The organism is Aquisphaera insulae (assembly GCF_011064615.1).
Classification (GTDB): Bacteria; Planctomycetota; Planctomycetia; order Isosphaerales; family Isosphaeraceae; genus Aquisphaera; species Aquisphaera insulae.
In genome coordinates this window covers 46,603-70,631 of the sequence record NZ_JAALJH010000040.1, presented here as the reverse complement: position 1 = coordinate 70,631, position 24,029 = coordinate 46,603, and the positions used below count along the sequence as shown (strand labels likewise).

Here is a 24,029-nt window from a genome sequence, read left to right as displayed (position 1 = left end):
CCATCGGCGGCCGCGCCGGCCACGGCCCGCGCGGTCGCCGGACGGGGCCGGTTCCTACCGCAAGGGGCGTGCGCCCGGCCCGTCGCCGACGCGGGCGTTGGGGTCCAGGCCGATGATCCGGCTGCGGGGCCGGCTGCGATCGACGATGACCGGGGCCGAGTTCGTGGTCTCCGCGCCGCCGCGATGACCGGCCTCGTCGGCCGCCTCCACGCGGATGTGGATCCGCGGGGGCAGGCTCTGCGGCACGACCCACGTATACTGGCCCATCGCCTCCTGGCCCTCGACCACGGGCTGCCAGCTCGCGCCGGGCTGGTCCGGCCGCCAGAGGATCGTCACCGGGCGAGCGGCCAGGTGGAGGTCGTTCGCCCGCCAGGTGATTGCGACCTTGCCGGCGTGCGGCCCGGTGCCAATGATGGGGGGATAGAGCTGCACGACCGGCGGCGTGGAGTCGACCTCCACCCAGCTCTGGGGCGGGTCGCCGGCCGCGGGGGGCTGGTCGCCCAGTCCCGTCGAGGAGCGGGCCACCAGGCAGAGGCCGTAGGTCCCCTCGCCGCCGAGGTCGACGTCGAAGGGGGAGACGCGGTCCGCGTCCTCGCCGAGCCGATACCAGTTCCGGCCGCCGTCACGGGTGACCCAGAGTTCCACGATCGCCGGGCCCGTGGGGCCGGCGTCCTCGATCGCATACTGGAGCTTGAAACGCGGCGAGGGGATCAATGAGGTGCGTCCGCCCGACGCACTGGCGATCGTCCCGGCACCGGCGGCCGGCCCGGCGCCGAAGCTCGCGTCCGGCCCGGCCTGGGGGCCGGCCCCCGGGGCGAACTGGGAGGCGGTGCCGATGCTATTGCCGGGGAACGGGTTGCCGAACGGGGGCTGTCCCGGGTCGTCGGCGGCGGCGGCGGTTGCGGCGGGCACGGCGGGCACGGCCCTGGCACCGCCGCCCCCTCCGGGTCGATTCCAGTTGGAGACCGAGGCCGCGGGCCGGGGGGCCGAGGCGAGATCCCGCCGAGAAGCCCCCACCCGGCGGGTCGTCCCGCCGTTGCCGCTCGCGGGGATTTCCGGCCCTTCCTGCACGGGCGGGAAGGCCCCGCCGTCCACGATCACCTGGGAGCCCGATCGCGGGTCGTCCGGGGGCCCGGCGAGCTCGCTCTCGGCCGCGGAGAAGTCGGCATTCCCGGCCGTCCCCTCCGGCAGCGTGATCTCGGCCTCGCCCCGGTTCCCCGCCCGGTCCACCACCGAGGCCCGCACCTTGAGCGCCTCGGCCGTCCCCGCGTCCCAGCTCGTCGCGCCCATCAGCCCGAGCCGCCGGATCGGCGCCTTCCGCCAGTTCGAGTCTCCTGCGGCCTGGTACTCGATCACCAGCGAGTTCTTGTCGAGGTGCTCGTCCTTGACCTCCCAGCGGACCCCCGCCAGGCTCCCCTTGCGGCCGTCGGGCTCGAGCACGACGGTCGGCGGCACGCTGTCCACCACGACCTTCATGCTGGGCTCCACCTGCTGATCCATGGGGGGCGAATACTCGTCGTTCAGCGACTTCGTCCGGGTGGCGAACCAGAACTCGCCGTCGTGCCGGGCCCGGAAGACGAACTGGCCCAGGTCCGGCGTCGTCTGGCTCTTGCCTTCCCAGTGATAGCCCGAATCCTCGGAGACCCAGAGCTCCACCTGCTTCAACCTCGCCTGACTCTGCTTGTCGATCTTGAATGGGATCCGGAATGCCCGCTTCTGCTGGTAGATCATGGGCACGCCCTGGCCGTCGTCGCGCGGGCCCGCGGCCGCCGTCGAGGCCCACGCCGCCAGGCAGACGACGACGGCCGGGGCGATCAGCCCCACGCCCGGGCGAGGCCCCGGGCCCGGGGCCCTTCGGCCCCGACCATCGCGATCTCCAGTCGCCTGACGTCTCAGTCGGCCCACGAATCGACTCCCCAGTATCCAGACCGCTCCGGCCCCGCCGGCCCGGTCCGATTCCATCCCGTCACATCCCATCCCGCCGACATGACCCGCCGGGAGCTCGCCGCGGGGCGATCGCCCCATCGACAGGTCCGCGAGGACCGGCGCGGTTTTCACGTTATGGCGTCTCTATCGACCCGGCTTGCGGTCGGGCTTGAAGCGATCCCGCGGAAGATTCCGGAGAGACCGAGTTTTCCGCCTGGACCAGGGCGCCCCGGAAAAATGGGGGATTCAGACAATGAACTGTCGCAATCCTGGCACCCACGACCGTCTCAAATGTTCAGTCCGCCCCGCGGAATCGCCCGACGATCTCGACGTACTGGGCGGCAAGGTCACGGATGCGTGCGAAGTCACCCGCCGCGACGGCCTTCGGTTCGACGAGCGAGCCGCCGACGCCCAGGCAGCAGGCGCCGGTCTTGAGGAAGCTCTCGGCGGTGTTCAGGTCCACGCCCCCGGTGGGCATGAGGCGGACCTGGGGGAGCGGCCCGCGGAGGGCCTTGAGGTAGGGGGGGCCGCCGACATCGGCCGGGAAGACCTTCACGACGTCCGCGCCGGCCTCCCAGGCCGCGACGACCTCGGTAGGGGTGAACGCCCCGGGCATGACCACCTTGTCATAGCGGCGGCAGAGGCGGATGACGTCGAGATTGACGATGGGAGAGACGATGTACTCGGCCCCCGCCAGCAAGGCCGCGCGGGCGGTCTCGGGGTCGAGGACGGTCCCGGCGCCCAGGACCACCGCGTCGCCGACCTCCCGCCGGACCCGGCGGATGACCTCGATCGCGTCGGGCACCGTGAAGGTGATCTCCGCCGCGGTGACCCCGCCGTCGGCCAGCGCCTTGACGACCTGCACGAGCGACTCGCTCGACTCCGACCGGACGACGGCCACGATGCCCCCGTCCAGGATCCGCTTCAAGGTCGCATCACGGCCCATGGTTCAGCCTCGTTCGGGGGGAAGGTCGACATTGCCCTGGCCGGGTTGCTCAGGGGCTGGAGTCGTCTCGACCGGCTGATTCGCCCGCTTCGATGCGGACCACCTGTCCGCGACCCCAAAGATCTTCGCCAGCGGCAACTCGAAACCGGGCAGGAGAGGCGAGCTATAGGTCTCGCCCTCCTTCACCACGACCTCGACCGACTCCCCGGGCTCCTTGCTGTAGACCGTCATCGTGCGGCGGAAGCGGTCGATGATCCAGTATTCCCGAATGCCCGCCGCCAGATATTCCCGCCGCTTCTCGTCGTAGTCCCGCGCCCGGTCGCGGCGGCGATTGGAGACGATCTCGATGGCGATGGTCGGGGTATCCTTATCGGGATCGGGGGCGCGGCCCAAGCCGATCCAGAGCACGCGATCAGCGCGACGGCGGTTCTCAGCGCCAGCGATCATCTGTTCGGGAAGCGTACCGTCCAGTCGATGGCCCTCGGGATGACGATCCATGTAGTCAAGGAGCAAATGGGCCAGAATATCGCTGGGCCCTCGCTCAGACGCTCCCGGTGGCGGGCTCACGATCAGGACTCCGTGGATCAGCTCGTAGCTGTACCGATCGTCGAAATCAGTCCGCCGGTCGAATTCCTCCGGCGTCATGAGCATGCCGTTGGAGTGGAGCCCGATCGGACGACGCTTGGGCCGTCGCGTCCTGTTCGGTGTCCCGGTCGATGGGCGGGTGCGTGCGGTGGTCATCGGCACGGTCCTCCGGGATCGTCACTTCGGCTCGGTGGGGGTGGAAGGTCGCTTCTTCCAGTCATCGGCCGCTTCAAGGAGGGTCGCCAGGGGCAGCTCGAAACCGGGAAGCAGGGGCGTGGTGTAGGTCTCTTTCTCCTCCACCACGACCTCGGCCGGCTCCGCGGGCTCCTTGCGGAAGACGGTCATCACGCGCCGGAACCGATCGATGACCCAGTATTCCTGAACGCCCGCCGCCAGGTATTCCCGCCGCTTCTCCTCGTAATCCCTGGCGCGATCACGCCGGCGATTCGAGACGATCTCGATGACGATCGCCGGCACGTCCTCGCGCGGCTTCGGCACCCGCCCCAGGCCGATCCAGGCCACCCGATCGGCTCGGCGGCGGCCATCGGGAAGTTGGATGTACTGCTCGGACAGCGTCCTGGTGAGGACGGAGCCCGACGGGTGATTCTTCTTGTAGTTCCGAAAGAGGTATTCCAGCTCTCCGTTCGGGTCGCGTTCGGATTCCCCGGGGGCCGGGCTCACGATCAGGACTCCATGGATCAGCTCATACGCATATCGATCGTCGAAATCCGTCCGCCGGTCGAATTCCTCCGGCGTCATGAGCATGCCGTTGGAGTGGAGCCCGATCGGACGACGCTTGAGCCGTCGCGTCCTCTTCGGTGTCCCGGTCGATGGGCGGGTGCGTGCGGTGCTCATGGGCGGGGCCTCACGCCGTGGGATCCGGTCTTGCTCGCGATCGCGGGCGTGCGATCCACGCCCGCGCCTTCCATCTTACCGCGCGGGGACGTGGGTGCACGGGGTCTTGCGGTCGATCCGCTTGAGCAGCGCGGTGAGGACGCGGCCGGGGCCGATCTCGTAGAAGGTGGTGAAGCCGTCGGCCATCATGTTCCGCATGGACTCTTCCCAGCGGACGCCATGGAGGACCTGGGTGACGAGCGTCTCGCGGATCTGCTCCGGGTCGGAGTGGGGGCGGGCGTCGACGTTCGAGTAGACGGGGATCCGCGGGGCCTTCAGGTCGGCCCGGGAGAGGACTTCGGCGAGCTGCTCGTCGGCCGGCTTCATGATGTCGGAGTGGAAGGCGCCGGCGACGGCCAGCGGGACGACCTTCATGGCGCCGAGGCCCTCGGCGAGCCCCGGCACGGCGGCCAGCGCGGCGGCCTCGCCGGAGACGACGATGTTGCCGGGGCCGAGCATGTTGGCCTTCCAGAGCCGGCCGTGGGGGGCGGCCAGGCGGCAGAGCTCGTCGGCCTTCTCCTCGTCCAGGCCCAGGACGCTCGTCATGCCGCTGGGCGTGGCCTTCGACGCCGCCTGCATGGCCTGGCCGCGGCGGCGGACGACCTCGAGCCCGGTGGCGAAGTCCATCGTCCCGGCGAAGACGTGGGCCGTGTACTCGCCCAGCGACAGCCCGGCGGCCCCGGCGCAGGCCTCGACGGCCGCCGGGTCGGTCGCCTTCAGGCTCTCGAGCGCCGCCAGGCTGGCGACGAAGATCGCCGGCTGGCTGATGTCGGTGGCCTCCAGCGCCTCGGCCGGCCCCTCGAAGCAGAGGGCCCGCAGGTCGAAGCCGAGGACCTCGTTGGCGCGGTCGAAGAGCTCGCGGACCGAGGGGAGCTCGGCGTCGAGCTCCTTGCACATGCCGACGGCCTGGGCGCCCTGGCCGGGGAACAGGAAGGCGATCTTGGACATCTCGGGGAACCCTCGAAGGAAAGGCCGCGATCGCGACGGCGATCGCGATCGCCGTCGCGGCCGGTCGCGGCGGGCCGGTCAGCCGGCGGCGGTGCCGGTCTCGGCGGGAGTCTCGCCCGGCTCGAGCTTGGCGCCGAGCTGCTCGACGATCCGGGCACTCAGCCGGTCGTCGGCCAGCGAGCGCGCGACCCGCAGGGCGTTCTTGATGGCGCGGGCGCCGCTCGACCCATGGCAGATGATGCAGGCGCCGCGGATGCCCAGCAGCGGGCCGCCGCCGAACTCCTCGTACTCGAACCGGCTCTTGAGCTTGCCGAGGCTGCCGGCCACCCGCTGGCCGGCCCCCGTGGGGAGCTCCGGCAGCATCCGCGCCAGCTCCTCGCGGAGGATCGAGAAGAGGAACTCGACGGCCCCCTCGCCGGCCTTCAGCAGCACGTTGCCGACGAACCCGTCGCAGATCACCACCCGGACGTGGCCCTCGTAGATGTCGCGGCCCTCGACGTTGCCGACGAATCGGCTGGCCCAGGGGCTGTCGGCGAAGAGGGCCCGGGTGGCTCGGGTCAGGTCGGTCCCCTTCTCGTCCTCGGTGCCGACGTTGAGCAGGCCGATCCGCGGGTGGGTCACGCCCAGGATCTCCTCGGCGTAGATCGAGCCCATGATGCCGTACTGGTACAGGTCCTCGGCCTTGGGGCTCATGTTGGCGCCGACGTCGATGATCACGATCGGGCCCTGGTGCGACGGGAAGATCGCGGCGATCCCCGGGCGGCGGACCCCCGGCAGGAACATCTTGGCGTTGAACAGCGCGGAGGCGACCATGGCGCCGGTATTGCCGGCCGAGACCACGGCCTTGACCTCGCCGGCGGCGAGCAGGCCCCAGCACTTGCTGATGGAGTTGTCCCGCTTCTTGCGGAGGGCCTCCACTGGCTTGTCCTCCATGCCGATCACCTGGCTGGCGTGGACGACGGTGAGGCGGTCGCGGGGCGCCTGGGGGGCCTTCGCGAGCTCGGCCTCGATCTTCTCCTCGTCGCCGACGAGGACGACCTTCAACTCGGGCAGGTCGACGGCCGCGTCCACGGCACCGGCGACGATCGGACCCGGGGCGAAGTCCCCGCCCATCGCGTCCAGCGCAATCCGCATCGCATCACTCCCCGTCTCGGTTCTTCATGCCGGACACGAACAGGAACACGGACACAAATGAGCACGGGATGCCCCGGCCGGGACGTCCCCGGCCTCGCATCCCGAGTCGCATCGAACGCCCACCACGCGGCCCGGCGCAGCCGTGCCCGGATGGGCTCCATGGTAGGTGACGTCCGAAGGGCTGTCAAGGATGCGGGGAGGGCCGCGGCGACCGCCGCGCGGGCTCCTCTCCCTCGCCTCCTTGACCGTGCCGGAAGGGCCGTGATAGGCTCTGGCCGCACGTGTTTCCCGGCGGCGATCCCCTCGTGCTCGGGACGATCTCCGCGGACGCCGCCTCGCGGTCGTGACGATGGCCCGGTCGATGGTGAGGATGACGCATCCGTCCCTGCATCCGCTGGCTCGGCCTCGGCTCGCCGCGCTCGCCGCGCTGCTGACGGCGTGGCTGCTCGCGCCGGGAGAGGCCCGGGCGGGCTGCTCGGCCCGGCACGCGGCCGACGGCCCGGCCGCCCAGGGCCGGCGCCCGGGCCGCCTCGACGTGCTCGCGGCGGCGGGCGGTCTCGCCATCGCCGACGATTCGGCCCCCACGCCCGCGCCGCGGCCGGCCCCGTGCTCCGGCGCCTTCTGCTCGGGCAGCCCGGCCGCGCCGGACTCCGCCAACCCGGCGGCACCGCCCGGCGGCGAGGGCTGGGCCGCCACCTCGGAACGCCTCACGCCGACGCCTCCGGCGCCCCTCGATCGCAGGGGCGAGGGGCCCCGTGCGGCCCCCGTCGATCGAGGCCCGTCCATCTTCCATCCGCCTCGACCCGCCTGATCGAGTCGGGCCGATTCGCGCCCCGACTTGCCGGCGCACCGAGCGGGGACAATCCGGCGGATGCGCCGGGCCTGAGCCCGCACCATCGCGACCCGACGGGTCATGCGCCCGGGCGGGGGGACGTCGCCGACGGCGCCTTCGCGCCGGGCGGTCGATCGCCGCCTTGCCTCGTCGTCAACCCGCGGCATGCCGCCGACGCCCGGGATGTCACCGGGGGCGGACATGATCCGCGTTCCGATCCGAGAACCCGTCCCTTCCCACCCTCTTCGGGAGCAACCGAGATGAGCGACAGCAGCGAAGTCGTCCACAACCAGGAGTCGATCCTCTCCAACCAGGCCTCGATCCTCGAGAACCAGGAGCAGATCGAGAAGAACCAGGCCAAGCTCGACAAGATCGTCGCCAACCAGGCGTCCATCCTGGCCAACCAGGAGTCGATCCGGGACAACCAGAAGAAGCTCGACAAGATCGTCGCCAACCAGGCGACCATCGAGGCCAACCAGGCGTCCATCCTGGCCAACCAGGACAAGCTCGACAAGGTCCTGGCCAACCAGGCGTCCATCGAGGCCAACCAGGCGACCATCCTGGCCAACCAGGCCACGATCGCGGCCAACCAGAAGGAGATCCTGGGCAACCAGCGCGACATCCTGGGCAACCAGAAGAAGCTCCTCGCCGCCAAGTGACCGACGCGTCGCAACGTCACGCCCGTCGGCGGCCCCGGCAGCTTCGCCGGGGCCGCCGGCCCACGTGGGCGCAATCGCCCCGGGTCGTCCGCCCGAGGCCTCAGCCCGCGGGACGAGCGAGCCGGCTCCTCCCCGCGCGATACGCCCACTCGCCCGCGAGGATCAGCACGATGCTCGCCCCGGCCACCGGCAGGAGCACGGCCAGGGCGGTGATCAGGGCGATCCAGCCGCGGGGCAGGGGGGTCTCGGGATTGCGAGGGAATCCGGCCCGGCCCTTGGGCCGGCGATCCCACCACATCCAGAGGCCCGTCACCGGCAGGGCGCAGAGCACCAGGCAGGCGAGCATCCAGATCGACTTCGTCAGCGGCCCGTAGAGGCTGCCGACGTGGAGCGGGTAGACCCAGCCGTGCCACCAGTAGTGCTCATCCTGTGCCAGCGTCCGATGGCCGCTGATCTCGGCGGTCTCCGGATCGAGCTGGAACCGCGCCATGACGTACTCGCCGTGGGAGTTGTTCCAGTCGTTGTTCGCCATCACCGAGACCGGCTTGCCCTCCGCCGCAAAGGTGAACGAGAGGTTCCGGTCGGGGTAGCGATCATGAGCGACGGCCACCAAGCGGTCGAAATCGCGCGGCACGACCACGGGGGCATTGGAGGCCTCGCGGGTTGGGCCGATGCTCGGCGGCTCGGGCTTGCGGCTGCGATCGCGGGTCACCTGGTGGAAGCCCCAGCTCCAGACGATCGTGTAGAAGAGGCCGGTGAAGACAATCACGAACATCGGGGCCAGCAGGTAGAGCCCGAAGACCGTGTGCAGGTCGCGGAGCAGGACGTAGAGCTTGCCCTTCCAGCGCGGCCACCAGACGCCCTTGACCGTCTCCGACTTCCGGGGCCACCAGAGGTAGAAGCCGGTGACCATCAGGAGGATCGTCCAGCAGGACGTCAGCTCGTTGAGGATCCGGCCGGGCGTGCCCAGGAAGAGGCTCCGGTGGATGAGCAAGATGGTCTGGAAGACGTCCCCAGGGGTGTCCTTCTCAACCGTCCCCAGGATGTCGCCGTTGTAGGGATTCAGGTACACCATCGCCTGGTCCTGCGGCGAGGCGCCGGCGAACCGAAAAGCGACGCTGCGGCGACTGTCGGCCGACAGTTCCAGGCCCGCCGGGATCTTGCCCTGACGCACGCTCATCGCCTGGTCCAAGAGGACGCTGAGGCCGACTCGCGACCCGCCCGGCGCGACGAATCGGAGGCGCGAGTGGATCGCGTCCTCGATCTCGCCCCGGAAGATGTACGCCGCGCCGGTGATCGTGACGATCAGGAGCACCGGCGTGACCAGCAGGCCCGCGTAGAAATGCCACCGCCAGACGACGCGATAGAGGCCCTCGGTGAGGCGAGCCGGCGACGAGGACGCCGGCGTTGGCCCGGTGCCGCTCCGGTCGAGCGCCCCGGCCGGATCGATGTCGGTGCCGGCGGTCGTGGCCATCACGGTCCTTTCCTGGCGCCCTTCCGGAAGACGCTCGGGTCGTTCGGATTGACGGTCGGGGCCGCCCCCTTCTTCTTCATGACGGCCGGCCTCGGCGCCGCGTCGAGGCCCGGGGCGTCGATCTTCACCTCATCCAGGACATTCGTGCCTTCCTTGATCGTGAACTTCAAGGCGGACTGCTCGGCCTTCGCGTACTTGCCCCCGAGCCGGTCCTCGTTCGACGGCCTGGTGACGTCCGGCGGCCAGGTGATCGTCATCGCGTATTCGCCGGCCGGCGCCCCCGGGCCGGCCTGCTCGTACGTCGCCAGCACGAACGACCCGTCCGGCTGCACCACGCCCCAGGGCTTCGACCCGCGAACGTCCGGCGTCTGCGGGCCGATCGGCGTGAGCTGCACGAGCGCGCCGGCCGCCGGCTGGCCGTTGACCGTGACCTTGCCGGAGGCCGGATACGTCCTCGCCTCCCAGTCCCGACGGCAGCCGGCAACGGCCAGGAGCGTCAGCACCGCCGCCAGCGTCCCGAAGCCCGTGCTCCTTGATGTGAGATTGCCCATCGGCTCAGAACTCCGCGGAGATGATCTCGCCGCCGTCCCGCGAGCTGAGGGCGCTGAGGACCGAGGTCGACGTGGACTCCTTGACGAACCGGACCGAGCCGTCCCCCATCCCCATGTTCACGCCGCCGGGGTGGAACGAGTACCCCCCGCCGTACCAGTTGCTCACGTTGAGGATGGCCGAGCCAGCCCCCCAGGCGACGTCCGGCGTCACGTTGCCCGGCTTGAGCGTCACCGCCACCACGAAGAACCAGCCGCCGTTCTGGAGCCCGGACCATGCCTCGATGTCCCACCCCCAGTTGGGGCTGCCGTAGTAGTTCCAGGGCGGGTTGGTCGGGTCCATCGTCTTGTAGACGTACCAGTGCTGCCGCCCGGCCGACTCGTATTGCATGATCGTGTTCGAGAGCCCGTCCGTCACCTGGCTGAACTTGCACGACTTCTCCCACTCGAACATCGCGTGGCTGGTCTGCCAGGCCATGGCATTGCGGAGCACCGTGTAGTCGCTCGTGGCGAAGCCGCTGTTGGGCGACAGCGTCCCCGCGTTCGGGTTCGCCGGGCACTGGTACGCATCCACGATCGTGGTGGCCACCGTCGTGTTCTGGGGGACGCTCCAGAGCAGGTTGAAGTTGTACGCGTTCGCCAGCGGGGCCTGCTCGAGGAACGGCAGGATCGACACGTAAGGCGCCGAGGCCCCGGTCACGAAGCACATCGGCAGCGCCCCGTTCACATCCTGGTAGTTGTGCATCGCCAGCCCGAGCTGCTTCAGGTTGTTCACGCACTGCACCCGCCGCGCCGCCTCCCGGGCCGACTGCACCGCCGGCAAGAGCAGGGCGATCAGGACCGCGATGATCGCGATCACGACCAGCAACTCGATCAGGGTGAAGGCGATTCGAGGGTGGCGAGGACTCGGGCGGCGGGCCATCGGGGACTCCATGGCGGGAATAGCAGAACGGTGGGCGATTGTCATTTCCGTAGACTGAGATTCAATCTCAATTGCGACAAGGTCTCAATGTACTTCCGGGGCGTCGTCGATTTCAAGGATTTCTTCGGAGAAATCCGGGAAACGGGCGGCGATGGAGATCCGTGGAAGGACCATCCCCGTAGAGCGGGCGGGATCTCACTCCTCCCAGTCGTCGTCGAGGATCGACTCGACGGCCCAGTCGTCGTGGACGATCGACTCGACGACGCCGTCCCTCAGGAACAGCCAGCGGCGGTGGAAATTGGCCAGGCGGTGATACTTGTTGCTATAGAGCCAGGCTTCGGAGCCGTTGCCCCACGGCAGTTTCCTGAGCGGGGGGCCCAGGATCGCGAGAACCTGCTCCGCGGTCATGCCGTTGCGGATCCTCCTGAAGTCTGCTTCCGTGAAACCCCTCGCGTAGAGGGTGGGAGGATGGGCCGCGCGGTGGAGGAGGCCGAATCCGATCCCGAGGCAGGCCACGAGGACGAGGAGGTCGCGGGAGGTGCGAGGGAGGAATCGAACCGACGGGCCGTGCTCACGGTCGCGCGAGTCGCACGCCTCCAGGATCGTGCGGAGCAGGGCACCGGCCATCAGTCCCACGCCCGCGGGGATGAGGGCGAAGAGGCGGACCTCGGCCATCCGGGTGTTCGCCTCGACATGCGGAGGCCCCACCCCGAGGATGATGGCGACGACGTGGGCGACATAGAGACTCACGCCCAGTGGCAGCCAGCAGAAGACCGCCCGGCCCGCATGACGGAGCCCGAGCAAGAATCCGGCGAGCAGATAGGCGGAGTGTCGCCAGTTCGGATGATTGAGCGAACTGAACGTCACCGCGATCCCGATCGCCAGACCAGCCGCGAGCGCCTCGCCGAACGCCAGGAGCCGGCCACCACCCGGCGAACGCGACCACGCCCGAAGCATCGCGAGCCAACGAGCCATGATGAGCAAGCGCCTCCCGCTGGCGATGTCCCACGCGCCCGATCGTGGACGGGCCATGATCCGGACTCTACCGAGGTCGCCCTCGGATCGGAAACACGCCACGCCATCCACGCGGAGGTTCCCATCAGCATCCGTGCTTTCGGCCTTGCGCGGGCCGCGGTGGTGCTCGGGCGAGCGAGGGAATGGGGGCGCGATCAGTCTTCCCAGTAGTCGTTGACGATCGACTCGACGACGCCGTCCTTCATGAAGACCCAGCGGCGATCGAAGTTGGCGGTGTCATGATACTGATCGCTATAGAGCCAGGCCTCGGGACCATCACCCGCCCGGAGTTTCGTGAGCGGGGGGCCGAGGATCGCAAGGACCTTGTCGGCGGTCATCCTCTCGTGGATCAAGGCGAAGCGAGCCTCGGTGAACCCCTTCGCGTAGACCGTGGGCGGAAAGGCGGCGCGACGGACGAGGGCAAGGCCCACTGCCAGGCAGGCCACCACGACGAGGACATCGCGAGTGGTCCTGGGGAGGAATCGCACCGGTGGGACGCCGGGCCGGCGGAACGGCCCGCGGGCTGCCAGGAACCTGCGGGCAAGACCCCCTGCCATCAGGCCCAGACCGGCCGGGACCAGCTCGAGGAGGCAGATCTCGGCAAACCGGTCATTCTCCTCGACGTACGGCGGCTTGACGCCCAGACCGATGGCACCGACATGGGCGAGGTACATCCCCACGCCCAGCGGCAGCCAGCAGAGCATGGCCCGCCCCGCATGCCGAGCTCCGAGCACGAACCCGGCGACCAGATACGCCGGGAGCTGCCAGCTCGGACCATCCGCGATACGCGTGTCCGCGATCCCGATCGCCAGCCCCAGCACGGCCGCCTCGCCGAACGCCAGGATCCGGCCTCCGCCCGGCGAACGCGACCACGCCTTAAGCATCTCGAGCCGCCGAGTCATGATGAGCAAGCCTCCCGTCGGCGATGTCCCCCGCGCCCCATCATCGACGGGCCACCATCCGGATTCAACGGAGATCGCCCTCGGGTCGGGGGATGAATCACGCCATCCACGCCGACTTATCTATCGACACACATTGTTCTTTATTCTCTTTTTCATATCATGTCGGGCGGAGCCCGGGCACAACCGGCGAGGACTCAACCCAGGCCCGCGTCCCCCCCTCCGACAAAAGTGCGGCCAGCAATTTCCGCGAGATTTCGCTTGACCTCCCCGAGGCCGGGATCTACTATCCACCGAAGTACTACTCTTCATAGTATTAAAGAGGTCGCCATGGACGAGGAGACGCTCGACAACCTGGGGGACCTCCAGCGGGCGGTGCTGGAGTCGGTCTGGGAGATGGGCGAGGCGACGGTCCAGCAGGTCCGGGACCGGATCGCGGAGGCCCGACGGGGGGAGCTCGCCTACACGACGGTGCTCTCCGTGATGCAGAAGCTCGAGAAGGCCGGCTGGCTGGGCCATCGGGCCGAGGGGCGGGTGTACGTGTACGCTCCCACGAAGTCGCGCGACGAGGCGGACTCCTCCACGGCCCGGGCACTGCTGCGCCGGGTCTTCGGGGGCGATCCGCTCCGGCTCTTCCAGCACCTGATCGCCGACGAGGACCTGTCCGACGGCGACCTCGCCGCCATCCGCAAGATGCTCGAACGCAAGCGGGCCGACAAGAAGAGGTGATCGTCATGACGGGACTCCCCTGGCTGCAATGGCAATCCGCCCCCTGGCCGGCGATCGCGGTTCAGGTCGCCTGGCAATCCACCGTCGTCCTGGCGCTCGGCCTGGTCGCCGCTCGCCTGATCCGGATGCGGCCGTCGCGGGCCCATCGCCTGCTCCTGGCCACGGCCATCGGCGGGCTCGTCGTGACGCCCGCCGCCCTGGTCGCGAAGCGGCTCGACGTGGGCCTGCTCGGGCCGGGGGCCGAGCCGACGACCACGCTCGCGGCCGCGCCGGCGCCGGCATCGCCGGGGCCGCCGACGATGGGGCCAGCGCAGCCGATGCCGACGCCAACGCCAACGCCCAGCATGGTCGACGCCCGCGACGTGACGCCCGAACGACCCGCGATCTCGCCCATCCCGTCGACCTCGACGATCCTCGTCGCGAGCTGGCTCTTCCTCGCGGCCCTCGGCCTGCTGCGTCTGCTCGCCTCGTTCGCCGCGGCCGCGCGGGTCAAGGCCCGTGCCCGCGTCCTCGACGACTCGGCCGTCCTGGCCGCGGCCGATGCGGCGGCCGCGAGCCTCGGATTGCCGTGGTCGCCGCACCTCCGCGCCTCCCGCGAGGTCCATTGCCCGGTCGTCTGGTGCTGGGGACGCCGCCCCGTGCTCATCGTCCCCGACCACTCCCAGGCCCAGCCCGACGATCGCCTCGCGGCGATCCTCTGCCACGAGCTGGCACACTGGAAGCGGGCCGACCACGCCTCCGCTCTCGTGGCCGAGCTGCTCACCTGCCTCCTCCCCTGGCAGCCGCTCGCCTGGCTCCTCCGGTCGCGGATGGCCGACCTCGCCGAGCTCGCCTGCGACGACTGGGCGCTCGCCCATGCCCGCAGCGTCTCCCCCGACGACTACGCCGAGGCCCTGCTCAACCTCGCCGCCAATCGACGCCGCCCGCTCGTGCCGGCGGCCGTTTCCAGCCGATCCGGGCTGGTCGCCCGCGTCCGCCACATTCTCAAGGAGGGATCTCCCATGCCGCGCACCGGTCGATTGTGGAGCGTACTCATCGCCGGGGCCTGCCTCGGCCTGGTCCTCGCCCTGGCCCTCGCCCAGGAACGGCGGGCGAAGGCCCTCGCCGCGGGCGAGCGGCCCCCGACGAAGGAGGCCTCGGACGATTCACAAACAGACGGAAAGGAGACCACCGTCGAGGGCGTCGTCCGCGGCGCGAAGGGCGAGCCGATCGCCGGCGCGGAGGTCCTCTGGATTGGGCCCGATAGCCCCCTCCAATCCAACCTCACGCTACCCCACGACCACCCCGACTACGGGAAGCGGGGCATGAAGATCCTGGCCCGAGCGACGGCCGACGACCAGGGCCGCTTCACCCTCCGGGCTCGGGTCAAGAAGCCGGGGACCAACGAGCCCCGGTCGATGGTCGTCGCCCACCAGCAGGGGCTTGCCCCGAGCTCCGCCTCGGTCGCCCTCGACGACAAGCCCGTGGAGATCCGCCTCGATCCTGCCGTCGGGATCGTCGGCCGGCTCTTCACGCCCGGCGGTGAGCCCGCCGCGGAGGCTACCGTGCGACTCAAGGACTACTCCAGCGGCGACTGGCGAAACTTGAAAGTTCTCCGGTTCATGGACTACAAGCTGGAGGTCCCCGATGATGGCCTCCCCGCGTTCTTCCCCCGCGACTTCCACACCGACAAGTCGGGCAAGTTCTTCATCGACGGCCATGTCCCCGCCGGCATGTTCGCAACGATCTCCGTGCATCACCCGGACTATGCGGTCGAGGAGCTGACGATCTCCACCGGCGAGAGCACCAGTCCCACACCCTGGCAGGAGGCCTTCAGCGTCAAGCCGCTCCCCCGCGAGTTCTCCCACACGCTCACCGTCGCCCGGCCGGTCGTCGGAACAATCACCGACGCGGCCACGAAGAAGCCGCTCGCCGGCATTACCGTCGGCGTCACGCCGATGCGGAAGCACGGCGGCATGGCCATTCGGACGAAGACCGACGCGAACGGCCGCTACCGTGTCTCCGACAAGGAGGGCGAGAGCTACTGGGTTCACGCCTACCCCTCGGCGAGCTCCGGCTACATGTCCGCGCAGAAGGGCGTGATGCGGTGGCCGGCCGGCGAGCCCGAACTGCGGATCGACCTGGCCCTGCGGCGCGGGCCCGTGATCCGCGGCAAGGTCGCCGACGAGGACACCGGCAAGCCCCTCGCGAACGTGAGCGTCCAGTACCAGCCGACCCGGAAGAACTCTAAGGTCACCCGCGCCGACGACTTCCGCAGCCCCGCGCTCACCGACGCCGACGGCCGGTTCGCGATCACCGGCGCCGCCGGCCCGGGCGTGATCGGCGTGGAGGCCCCGGACAAGGGCTACATCCGGTTCGAGGCCAAGCCGCTCGATTTCGGGTACGAATCCGCACCCCGTCTCCATGGCCTCGCCCGGATCGACGTCCCCGAGGAAGGGAAGGGGAGCCCGCCGGAGGTGACGATCAAGCTGAGGAGAGGCACCCCGCTCGAGGCGAGGATCATACTCCCCGACGGCTCGACCGCCGGCGACGTCCTGGCCTGGTGCCCGGAAATAGCGGCGCGTCTCTTCAACAACTGGGTCTCCCCCCAGCCGTTTTCCGATGGCCTCTTCCGCCTCACCGGGGCCGAGCCGGGGCGGACCTATCGCGTCTTCTTCCTGTCGACGGACCAGAAGCACGGCCTCGTCGCCGAACTGAAGGCCGACCCCGCGCGCCAGGGGCCGATCGAGGTGACGCTCCTGCCAACCGCCTCGATGCACGGCCGCATCCTGGACGCCGACGGCAAGCTCCTCGAAGGGTCGCAGATCCTGCCCTGGATCCAGCTCGCGGACAGCGGGGCGCAGGTCAAGGAGCTCGATCACGATGGATCCGCCGAGGTCTACCAGCAGTTCACGACGGAGCCCCTGAAGCAGGTCTACCCGGCCGACTTCCGCTACACCGGCCTGATTCCCGGCGTCCGATTCTTCGTGGGCTGGTACACGCCGGGCGCCGGCCACTCGTTCAAGGCCGTGGAGCCTCTCAAGCCGGGCGAGGATCGCGACCTCGGCGACATCTCATCGAGCAAGAAGGAGGGCCAGGATGGCAACTGAGATCACAGGGGCATGGCAGCACGACCCGGCCGCGGCCTGGGAGCCGTATTCTCCGCCGCGGGACGGGGCATTCCACCTCGCCCGCGCGGCCCACCTGCACCGGCGGGCGGGCTTCGGGGCGAGCCCCGCACGGCTCGAGAGGGACGTGCGGCTCGGCCACGAGGCGGCGATCGCGGCCATCCTCGCGGGCGATCCGGAGGACGCCGCCGGCCGGTCCCGCAGCGAGCTCGACGAGATCGCCGCGGCGATGGTCGACTCCACTCGCCGCGACCCGTCGATGAGTCGCGTCCGCCTGGCCTGGATCTTCCGGCTGCTGAACAGCCCGCACCCGCTCCGGGAGCGGATGACGCTGGCCTGGCACGGGCATTATGCGACGGGCGCCCGCAAGGTGGAGAGCCCGCTCGCCATGCTCGATCAGAACGAGGCGATGCGGGCCCTCTGGGATGCCCCGATCTCGAAGCTCCACCGCGCGATGATCGACTCGGTCGCGCTCCAGACCTGGCTCGACGGCGCGGACAGCGACCGGGAGAAGCCCAACGAGAACCTCGGCCGCGAGTTCCTCGAGCTCTTCGCCCTCGGCGAGGGCTCCTACCGCGAGGCCGACGTGAAGGCCGCCGCCCGGGCGCTCACGGGGTATCGGCGCAGGAACGACGACGACATGCAGACGCGCGTCGTGTTCGATCCGAGGCGCCACGACGACGGCGAGAAGGACCTGCTTGGGCGGACCGGCCGCTGGGGCCCGGCGGACCTCGTCCGGATCGCTTCCGCCCACCCGGCCGCGGCCAACCGGATCGCCGGGCGGCTCTACGTCACGTTCCTCGACGACATCGAGCCGCCGCCCGCCGCGCTCGTCGCCGCGCTCGGGGACCGGATCCGGACCGCCGACGACGTGGACGTCCGCAAGGGGATCGAGATCATCCTGAGCTCGCGGATCTTCCATTCCGAGGCCGTTCGCGGCCGGCGGGTGAAGTCGCCCGTCGACTTCGCGATCGGCCTGGTCCGCGCCAGCGGCTGGCGGCGGCCCGCGCCCGACCCGGCGACGATCGACGTCCACCTCGTCCGGATGGGCCAGACCCTCTTCGACCCGCCCAGCGTCGCCGGCTGGCCCGGAGGCTTCTCCTGGCTGGGTGCCCCCTGGCTCATCGCGCGGGCCAACTTCGTCGCCGAGGCCACCGCGGGGCAGGGGGTCGAGCCGCGGCTCCGCGATCCCGGATCCGACGCTTCGCCCTCCGCCTGGGCCGCCGCCGTCGCCGACTCCTTTCTGGCCGGCGGCGGGGGCCGGGCGGAGGAGATCCGCGCGGCCGCGCCGAAGTCGCACGTCGAGGCCCTCCGCCTGCTCGCATCGTTCCCGGAAGCCCATCTCGCCTGAAAGGAGGATTCGCCATGAATCGCCGCCAGTTCCTCGCGAAGACGAGCTCGGTCGGGGCACTCGCCGGCCTCCCCGGCCTCTGGCAACGGGCCGCGGCGGCCGCGGGGCCGGGCCGGGACGATCGCGTGCTCGTCGTCGTCGAGCTGACCGGGGGCAACGACGGCCTGAATACCGTCATCCCCTACCGCGACGACCTCTACCACAAGGCCCGGCCCACGCTCCGGATCGAGCCCGACAAGGTCCTCAAGCTGGACGACCATCTGGGCCTGCACCCAGCGATGAAGGACCTGCACAAGCTCTGGGACGCGGGCAAGCTCCGCACGGTGATGAACGTCGGCTACCCGAAGCCGAATCGCTCCCACTTCCGATCGATGGAGATCTGGCAGTCCGGCGGCCTCGAGCCGACCCCGACGGCCGGCTGGCTGGGCCGCGCGGCCGACTCCCGCACGGGAGGCGTTCCCCCGTGCTTCGTCGGCCAGGGGGCCGCACCGCTGGCCGTCCAGGGTCGCTCCGTCGCTCCCTTCGCGGTCGCGGACCTGGACAGCCTGCGCCTCCGCCAGGGGGCGCGGCTGGGGGACAACGCCTCGATTCGAGGCGACGACACGGACGACCCAACCCGCCGCGTCGCGCGGGCCATGGCCGCCGCGAGGTTCATCAGCGCGAAGGCCGCGTCCGCCCATCGGGACGTTGCCGTTTCGGAGCCGGGGGGCCTCGAGGCCCGCCTGGCGACGATCGCCGGCCTGATCGCCGCGGGCGTCGGCTCGCGTGTCTATTACGCGTCGCTCGACGGCTTCGACACCCACGCCGGCCAGCAGTACGCCCACCAGGAATTGCTGCGGCAGCTCTCCGCCGCCCTGGCCCGCTTCCAGGCCGGGCTCGCGGAGAGGTCGCTCGAGGATCGCGTCGCCCTCGTCGTCTTCTCCGAGTTCGGCCGCCGGGTCGAGGAGAACGGGTCGCACGGCACCGACCACGGCGCCGCGGCCCCGGTGCTCGTCCTCGGCTCGTCCGTCACCCCCGGCCTGGCCGGCGGCGTGCCCGACCTCAAGAACACGACCGAGGGCGACGTCGCGTTCACGGTGGATTTCCGCGACCTGTACGCCTCGCTCCTGGCCGGCTGGCTGAACCTCGATCCATCGTCGGTGCTGCCCGGCCGGACGCACGCGCCGACGGCACTCTTCCGGTCCTGAAATCCCCGGCCCTCGCACGGTCCCGTCGATGCGTCGAGCCGAGCGGGGCTGAGGACTTTCGCGAGCTCGCGCTTGCGATCCGGTCGGTGGGCTGGTTACCTTCAGTCGGTCGCATGTGGGCGTGAATGAAGGCGGACCCCGGCGCCACGGACCGTCGGCCTCGCAACGGTCCGCAAGGAGCTTGCGACGACGGCCGGCGGCAAGGTCACGCGATCTCGCGAGCGTTCCGCGCCATGACCGGCGGACCCAGGGGTTGGAGGGGGCAAGGATGAAGGCCGGAGAGGTCGACACGGAGGAGCTGCTGAGGCGAGCGGCGGGTGGCGACGCGACGGCCGGCGGCTCGTTGCTGGAGCGGCATCGCGCCAGCCTGCGGCGGATCGTGGCCCGTCGCCTCGATCGGCGGATCGTGGCGCGTGTGGACCCCTCGGACGTGGTCCAGGAGGCGATGAGCATCGCCATCGCCGAGCTTCCTCGGTTCGCGCGGGAGCGGCCGGTCTCGTTCGCCTGCTGGCTGCGACGGCAGGCGATCGTCCGCCTGGGCTGGCTGCATCGGTTCCACCTCCGGACCGGCATGCGGAGCGTCGCGCGGGAGGTCTCCTGCGACCGGGGGGGCCGGTCCGAAGAGGCCGCGGCCATGGACAACCTCGTCGATCCGGGGACCGGCCCGAGCACGGCGGCCACCCGGGCCGAGCGTGCCGAGCATGTTCGCTCGCTGCTGGACGCGATGGCCCCCGCCGACCGCGAGATCCTGGTGCTCCGATACGCCTCCCGGCTCTCGCTGGACGAGATCGCGGAGCGGCTGGAGATCAGCCCCGGCGCCGTGAAGATGCGATACGCCCGCGCCATGGAACGTCTCCGCGCCCTGGTCCGGGGATCGACGGGAGGGAGCCGGCCGTGAGCCTCGGCCAGGACCTGGACTCGAGCTCGAGCCTTGGCCCGAAGGATCGAGACGCCGAGGGCCTGACCTGCTTCGAGCAGCAGGCCGAGTATCGCTCCCTCGTCGAGATCCTTGACCTCGCCTGGCCGGATGGCCGCGAGGAGCCCGATACGGACGAGCTGCCCGGCACGCTCGGCGACTTCGCGATCGGCCGGGTGATCGGCCGCGGCGGGATGGGCGTCGTCTACGAGGCCATCCAGAAGTCGCTCAACCGGCGAGTGGCGATGAAGATCCTCCCGGCCGGCTCCGCCGACGAACCCCGCCGCCTGGAACGATTCCGCCTCGAGGCGATGGCCGCGGCCTGCCTCCGCCACCCCCACATCGTCCCCGTCTACCTGACCGGCTCGGAGCGCGGCGTCCATTTCTTCGCCATGCAGCTCATCGAGGGCCAGACCGTCGCCGCGCTCATCCACCGCCGTATCCCCCACCGCCGGGCCGCCGAGCTCGCCCGCCAGGCCGCGGACGCGCTCCAGTACGCCCACGAGCGCGGGGTCATCCACCGCGACATCAAGCCGTCCAACCTCCTCGTCGACGATTCCGGGTGCCTCTGGGTGGGCGATTTCGGCCTCGCCCGCGTGGCCGGCCAGTCGGACCTGACCCAATCCGGCGCGATCTTCGGCACCATCCGCTACATGAGCCCGGAGCAAGCATCGGGCTCGCGATCCGTCATCGACCATCGGACCGACGTGTACTCCCTGGGAGCGACCCTTTATGAGCTGATCACCGGCCGCCCCGTCTTCCGCTCCGAGGGGGACAACCGCCTGGACCTGATCCGCCGGATCGCCGAGGGGCAGCCGCGGCGCCCCCGGCTCCTCGACGCCTCGATCCCCCGCGACCTGGAGACGATCGTCCTGAAGGCGCTGGCGAAGGACCCGGCCGGACGATACGCGACGGCCGGGGAGATGGCCGAGGACCTTGATCGATTCCTCCGCGATCGCCCGATCCTGGCGAGGGCCCCGGGGCCGCTCGATCACGCGGCCATGTGGCTCCGGCGGAACCGCCGGCCGGTCGCGGCGACGGCGGCCCTGGTGCTCGCCGCGCTGGTCGGTTCGGCCGATCTGCTCCGCCGCCACAACGTCGAGCTCGCCGCGGCGCTCGTACGGGCCGAGGACCAGGAGCGGACCACGCGCCGGCTCCTCTACGCCTCCCGGATGCGGCTGGCCCAGCAAACGGCCACCGCCGGTCAGGTCGAGCTCGCCCAGGAGATGCTCGCCGGCCTGGGCTCCGATGGCAAGGGGGGCGACCTCCGCGGCTTCGAGTGGCGCTACCTGAACCGGGTGCTCCATCGCGAGATCACGGTCCTCGCCGACCACCGATCGACGGCACTGATGATCGGGCCGGGCGGCGACATCCTCTACTCCGGAGGCGGCGACGGGACCGTCCTTCTCTACGACCTCGCCCGCGGCACCGAGATCGCCCGCGATCGAGATCTCGGGAGTGTCGTCAACGACCTGACGCTCTCGCCGGACGGCACGCTCCTCGCATCAAGGCAAGACGGCGAGGTCGGCCGCGGTGGGGTCAAACTCTGGGACGCCCGCTCGGGGACACGGCTGGCGACTCTGCCGGACGAGGACCAGGTCATCACAAGCGCCTGGTTCCTCGGCGACGGACGCACGGTCGCCGTCCAGGATCTCGAACGGCCGACCCCCTCAAAGCACCGCGAGGGTCGGCTCCGATTCTGGCAACTCGCTCCGGGGGGAGCCGCCCCCGCGCCGGGGCTGGAGCCGATCCCCTGCTACTGCACGAGCGCATCCCCGGACGGCCGCACGCTGGTCACCGTAGCGGGGAAAATCTTGACGCTCAGGGACGCGGCGACGGGGCGACCGCTCGGCGAGTTGGCCCGATCCGCCAGGATGATCCACGAGGTCGTACTATCGTCCGACGGCGACACGATCGCGACCGTCGCCGACTCGATCGAATTCTGGGACGTCCGAACGGGCCGCCGGATCGGCGCGGTGCCGGGCAGGCCGGTGGCCCATCCGAGGTTCTCGCCCGACGGCGACAAGCTCGCCGGGCTCCAGACCCCCGACCGACTCTTCCTGGCCGTCGACGTCAGGACCGCGCCGCGGCTCGTCCCTCTCGAGGGGCTCTCGGGCAATCGGATGACGTTCGCCTTCTCTCCGGACGGCCGCGAGCTCGCCGGCGGCGGCGGCGAGTGCCCCGTGAGGCGGTGGGACGCCGCGACCGGCCGCCAGTTGGCCGAGTATCCCCGCGGGCTCCAGGTGGTGCATGCCATTGCCTATTCGGCCGACAGGACGAGCCTGTACTTCTCGGGCGACGACGGCCGCATCCGCGCCCGCCGGATCGGCCCGGCTCCCGCCGCGTTCGACCGGATCGCCGCCCATTCGTCCGAGATCTGGAGCCTGGCCTTCTCCCCGGATGGATCGACGCTCTTCTCCGCCGCGGACGATCACACCATCAAGCTCTGGTCGCCCCGCGACGGCTCGCCGATCGCCACGCTCGCCGGCCACACCTCGATGGTCGTCTCGCTGGCCGTCTCACCGGACGGCCGGACCCTCGCCAGCGCCAGCTTCGACCGGAAGGTGCGGCTCTGGGACCTGCCCGGCGGCAAGGTCCGGCACGTGCTGACGGGGCCCACGGACCGGTTGCGCTCCGTGGCGTTCTCCCGCGACGGGCGGCTCGTGGCCGCTGCGGGCAACGGCGACACCGTATGGCTCTGGGACGCAATCGACGGCCACTCCATCGCGGCCATCTCGACTCCGGCCACGATGATCCGCGCCGTGGCCTTCGCCCCCGACGAACCGCTCCTGATCGTTGCGGACAACGACGGGATTCTCCGGGGACTCGAGATCCCCAGCGGTCGCGAGCGATCCTCGATCCCTCTCCCTCGGCGATTCGGCTCTCTGGCCTTCTCCCCCGACGGCAAGACCCTCGTCGCAGGCGACGACTGGGGGGGCCTGACCATCTGGGACACCGGCATCAACAAACCCACCAGAGTCGCCCGCGACTCCGACGCCACCGTCACGAGCCTGGCCTTCTCGCCCGACGGCAGGACCCTCGCCGCCGCCTGCAGCGACGCCAAGGTCCGGCTCTGGGATCCGAGCACCGGTCAGGTGACCCTGGTCCTGGAAGGCCATACGAAGCGGATCAACGCCGTGGCCTTCTCCCCCGACGGCCACACGCTCGCGTCCTCGGACCACGCCGGCTCGATCATCCTCTGGAGGGATCGCGCCGGCGGACCGGGCGGGCCGAGTGAGTCAGAGTAGGTCGTCCAGCCCCGGCCCTCGCGGCTTCGCGCGAGCGACGCGATCGGCGAGCAGGGCCCGGAGCCGATCGGTCGTGGCGGGCTGGCACGCCGCGTACCGGATCGTCGTGCCGTCGCGGCCCCGGATCGCGACCGGGCCGGATGGGATCGACTCGACGACGGCGATCTCCGCCAGCGAGATCCGCTTCTCCGGGACGATGCCGAGCCAGGGGTGGAATGTCCGGACCTCGTCCCGGTCCACGATCAGGCGATACTGGGCCAGCCAGGTCGAGAGCACCATGAGCGTGCCGAATCCCACGATCAGGTGATGGGGCCACAGGTCCGGATGTCCCCCCTGGATCCGGATCGCGTTGCCGATCCAGAGGCACGCGACCGCCAGGGTCATGACGGCCAGCATCCGAAGTGTGATCGCCTCCGGGAAGACCTCGGGCTCGACGTCCGCCGGCAAGGCCGGCCCTTCCTTGCCGGGGAGGATCTCGCACACGAGCTCACGGCGAGACAGCGCCCAGCGCACGTAAACGAAGAGGGCGAGCAGGCCCCCGGCGAGGATCACCACGAATGCCGTGGCATTGACCCTTTCCGGGAGCCGTAAGAACAGGCCGATGGCCAGCACCGGCACGAGAAACCCGCCGCCGAGGATCAGCAGGACCTCGGGGAGCGGCGCCCATCGTCGCTCGATGAATCGGGCCATGGCTCTTGCCTCCCTCGGCC

At 70.5% G+C, this 24,029-nt stretch carries 20 protein-coding genes; 8 read left to right on the top strand and 12 right to left on the bottom strand.

The features are described 5' to 3' along the window. Positions 1–54: 54 nt before the first annotated feature. The 6 genes from G6O54_RS20370 to plsX form a co-directional block, all read right to left on the bottom strand. A complete protein-coding gene (locus G6O54_RS20370; protein ID WP_165227507.1) occupies positions 55–1,824 on the bottom strand; it encodes a hypothetical protein in 1,770 nt (589 codons plus the stop codon). 397 nt (positions 1,825–2,221) lie between these two features. Next, on the bottom strand, positions 2,222–2,872 hold the full coding sequence (locus G6O54_RS20365) for a bifunctional 4-hydroxy-2-oxoglutarate aldolase/2-dehydro-3-deoxy-phosphogluconate aldolase (protein WP_165227506.1): 651 nt from the start codon (positions 2,870–2,872) through the stop codon (positions 2,222–2,224). 3 nt (positions 2,873–2,875) lie between these two features. Beyond that, positions 2,876–3,613, bottom strand: a complete 738-nt coding sequence (locus tag G6O54_RS20360) for a Uma2 family endonuclease (RefSeq protein ID WP_165227505.1) — start codon at positions 3,611–3,613, stop codon at positions 2,876–2,878. 21 nt (positions 3,614–3,634) lie between these two features. Next, positions 3,635–4,312: a Uma2 family endonuclease gene (locus tag G6O54_RS20355; RefSeq protein WP_165227504.1), complete on the bottom strand. Its 678-nt coding sequence runs from the start codon at positions 4,310–4,312 to the stop codon at positions 3,635–3,637. 75 nt (positions 4,313–4,387) lie between these two features. Continuing rightward, positions 4,388–5,299 carry an ACP S-malonyltransferase gene (gene fabD, locus G6O54_RS20350; RefSeq protein WP_165227503.1) on the bottom strand — a complete coding sequence of 304 codons (912 nt, stop codon included), beginning with the start codon at positions 5,297–5,299 and terminating at the stop codon, positions 4,388–4,390. A gap of 78 nt (positions 5,300–5,377) precedes the next feature. Next, positions 5,378–6,433 carry a phosphate acyltransferase PlsX gene (gene plsX, locus G6O54_RS20345; RefSeq protein WP_165227502.1) on the bottom strand — a complete coding sequence of 352 codons (1,056 nt, stop codon included), beginning with the start codon at positions 6,431–6,433 and terminating at the stop codon, positions 5,378–5,380. 370 nt (positions 6,434–6,803) lie between these two features. On the opposite strand from plsX, the gene G6O54_RS20340 reads away from it, so the two are divergent. Together G6O54_RS20340 and G6O54_RS20335 are read left to right on the top strand one after the other, a co-directional pair. Further along, positions 6,804–7,244 carry a hypothetical protein gene (locus tag G6O54_RS20340; RefSeq protein ID WP_165227501.1) on the top strand — a complete coding sequence of 147 codons (441 nt, stop codon included), beginning with the start codon at positions 6,804–6,806 and terminating at the stop codon, positions 7,242–7,244. Positions 7,245–7,525: 281 nt separating this feature from the next. Then, the gene (locus G6O54_RS20335) at positions 7,526–7,924 is read left to right on the top strand and encodes a hypothetical protein (protein ID WP_165227500.1); all 399 of its coding nucleotides are present in this window, start codon (positions 7,526–7,528) and stop codon (positions 7,922–7,924) included. A gap of 100 nt (positions 7,925–8,024) precedes the next feature. Here the strand turns inward: G6O54_RS20335 and G6O54_RS20330 are convergent, their stop codons facing one another. From G6O54_RS20330 to G6O54_RS20310, 5 genes are all read right to left on the bottom strand, one after another. Continuing rightward, a complete protein-coding gene (locus G6O54_RS20330) occupies positions 8,025–9,398 on the bottom strand; it encodes a PepSY-associated TM helix domain-containing protein (protein ID WP_165227499.1) in 1,374 nt (457 codons plus the stop codon). After that, positions 9,398–9,949 carry a hypothetical protein gene (locus G6O54_RS20325; RefSeq protein WP_165227498.1) on the bottom strand — a complete coding sequence of 184 codons (552 nt, stop codon included), beginning with the start codon at positions 9,947–9,949 and terminating at the stop codon, positions 9,398–9,400. Before G6O54_RS20325 ends, G6O54_RS20330 begins: the two co-directional genes overlap by 1 nt. A 4-nt stretch (positions 9,950–9,953) precedes the next feature. After that, entirely contained in the window at positions 9,954–10,868 is a 915-nt protein-coding gene (locus G6O54_RS20320) for a DUF1559 domain-containing protein (RefSeq protein ID WP_205678943.1), read from the bottom strand. 195 nt (positions 10,869–11,063) lie between these two features. Then, positions 11,064–11,843 carry an outer membrane protein assembly factor BamE gene (locus G6O54_RS20315; RefSeq protein WP_165227496.1) on the bottom strand — a complete coding sequence of 260 codons (780 nt, stop codon included), beginning with the start codon at positions 11,841–11,843 and terminating at the stop codon, positions 11,064–11,066. Positions 11,844–12,037: 194 nt separating this feature from the next. Beyond that, entirely contained in the window at positions 12,038–12,784 is a 747-nt protein-coding gene (locus G6O54_RS20310; protein ID WP_165227495.1) for a hypothetical protein, read from the bottom strand. A gap of 327 nt (positions 12,785–13,111) precedes the next feature. On the opposite strand from G6O54_RS20310, the gene G6O54_RS20305 reads away from it, so the two are divergent. The 6 genes from G6O54_RS20305 to G6O54_RS20280 all read left to right on the top strand — a co-directional run bounded on the left by G6O54_RS20305 (position 13,112) and on the right by G6O54_RS20280 (position 23,319). Then, a complete protein-coding gene (locus G6O54_RS20305) occupies positions 13,112–13,510 on the top strand; it encodes a BlaI/MecI/CopY family transcriptional regulator (protein ID WP_165227494.1) in 399 nt (132 codons plus the stop codon). A 5-nt stretch (positions 13,511–13,515) separates the two neighbouring features. Next, positions 13,516–16,599 (top strand): carboxypeptidase regulatory-like domain-containing protein, encoded by a 3,084-nt coding sequence (locus G6O54_RS20300; RefSeq protein ID WP_165227493.1) that lies wholly within the window; start codon positions 13,516–13,518, stop codon positions 16,597–16,599. Next, a complete protein-coding gene (locus G6O54_RS20295) occupies positions 16,589–17,968 on the top strand; it encodes a DUF1800 domain-containing protein (protein WP_165227492.1) in 1,380 nt (459 codons plus the stop codon). Before G6O54_RS20300 ends, G6O54_RS20295 begins: the two co-directional genes overlap by 11 nt. 14 nt (positions 17,969–17,982) lie before the next feature. Then, positions 17,983–19,155: a DUF1501 domain-containing protein gene (locus G6O54_RS20290; protein WP_165227491.1), complete on the top strand. Its 1,173-nt coding sequence runs from the start codon at positions 17,983–17,985 to the stop codon at positions 19,153–19,155. Between the two features lie 268 nt (positions 19,156–19,423). Further along, positions 19,424–20,053 carry a sigma-70 family RNA polymerase sigma factor gene (locus tag G6O54_RS20285; protein WP_165227490.1) on the top strand — a complete coding sequence of 210 codons (630 nt, stop codon included), beginning with the start codon at positions 19,424–19,426 and terminating at the stop codon, positions 20,051–20,053. Further along, positions 20,050–23,319: a WD40 repeat domain-containing serine/threonine protein kinase gene (locus tag G6O54_RS20280; RefSeq protein ID WP_165227489.1), complete on the top strand. Its 3,270-nt coding sequence runs from the start codon at positions 20,050–20,052 to the stop codon at positions 23,317–23,319. Before G6O54_RS20285 ends, G6O54_RS20280 begins: the two co-directional genes overlap by 4 nt. Here the strand turns inward: G6O54_RS20280 and G6O54_RS20275 are convergent. Next, complete coding sequence (locus tag G6O54_RS20275) at positions 23,311–24,009, bottom strand: hypothetical protein (protein WP_165227488.1); 699 nt, start codon at positions 24,007–24,009, stop codon at positions 23,311–23,313. The two genes, G6O54_RS20280 and G6O54_RS20275, sit on opposite strands and share 9 nt — an antisense overlap. Positions 24,010–24,029 lie beyond the last annotated feature (20 nt).

Excerpts from the sequence above, each read along its gene's own strand:
- G6O54_RS20365 (WP_165227506.1), bottom strand. The coding sequence starts at position 2,872 with ATGGGCCGTGATGCGACCTTGAAGCGGATCCTGGACGGGGGCATCGTG.
- G6O54_RS20360 (WP_165227505.1), bottom strand. The coding sequence starts at position 3,613 with ATGACCACCGCACGCACCCGCCCATCGACCGGGACACCGAACAGGACG.
- G6O54_RS20355 (WP_165227504.1), bottom strand. The coding sequence starts at position 4,312 with ATGAGCACCGCACGCACCCGCCCATCGACCGGGACACCGAAGAGGACG.
- fabD (WP_165227503.1), bottom strand. The coding sequence starts at position 5,299 with ATGTCCAAGATCGCCTTCCTGTTCCCCGGCCAGGGCGCCCAGGCCGTC.
- plsX (WP_165227502.1), bottom strand. The coding sequence starts at position 6,433 with ATGCGGATTGCGCTGGACGCGATGGGCGGGGACTTCGCCCCGGGTCCG.
- G6O54_RS20340 (WP_165227501.1), top strand. The coding sequence starts at position 6,804 with ATGACGCATCCGTCCCTGCATCCGCTGGCTCGGCCTCGGCTCGCCGCG.
- G6O54_RS20335 (WP_165227500.1), top strand. The coding sequence starts at position 7,526 with ATGAGCGACAGCAGCGAAGTCGTCCACAACCAGGAGTCGATCCTCTCC.
- G6O54_RS20330 (WP_165227499.1), bottom strand. The coding sequence starts at position 9,398 with ATGGCCACGACCGCCGGCACCGACATCGATCCGGCCGGGGCGCTCGAC.
- G6O54_RS20325 (WP_165227498.1), bottom strand. The coding sequence starts at position 9,949 with ATGGGCAATCTCACATCAAGGAGCACGGGCTTCGGGACGCTGGCGGCG.
- G6O54_RS20320 (WP_205678943.1), bottom strand. The coding sequence starts at position 10,868 with ATGGCCCGCCGCCCGAGTCCTCGCCACCCTCGAATCGCCTTCACCCTG.
- G6O54_RS20315 (WP_165227496.1), bottom strand. The coding sequence starts at position 11,843 with ATGGCTCGTTGGCTCGCGATGCTTCGGGCGTGGTCGCGTTCGCCGGGT.
- G6O54_RS20310 (WP_165227495.1), bottom strand. The coding sequence starts at position 12,784 with ATGACTCGGCGGCTCGAGATGCTTAAGGCGTGGTCGCGTTCGCCGGGC.
- G6O54_RS20305 (WP_165227494.1), top strand. The coding sequence starts at position 13,112 with ATGGACGAGGAGACGCTCGACAACCTGGGGGACCTCCAGCGGGCGGTG.
- G6O54_RS20300 (WP_165227493.1), top strand. The coding sequence starts at position 13,516 with ATGACGGGACTCCCCTGGCTGCAATGGCAATCCGCCCCCTGGCCGGCG.
- G6O54_RS20295 (WP_165227492.1), top strand. The coding sequence starts at position 16,589 with ATGGCAACTGAGATCACAGGGGCATGGCAGCACGACCCGGCCGCGGCC.
- G6O54_RS20290 (WP_165227491.1), top strand. The coding sequence starts at position 17,983 with ATGAATCGCCGCCAGTTCCTCGCGAAGACGAGCTCGGTCGGGGCACTC.
- G6O54_RS20285 (WP_165227490.1), top strand. The coding sequence starts at position 19,424 with ATGAAGGCCGGAGAGGTCGACACGGAGGAGCTGCTGAGGCGAGCGGCG.
- G6O54_RS20275 (WP_165227488.1), bottom strand. The coding sequence starts at position 24,009 with ATGGCCCGATTCATCGAGCGACGATGGGCGCCGCTCCCCGAGGTCCTG.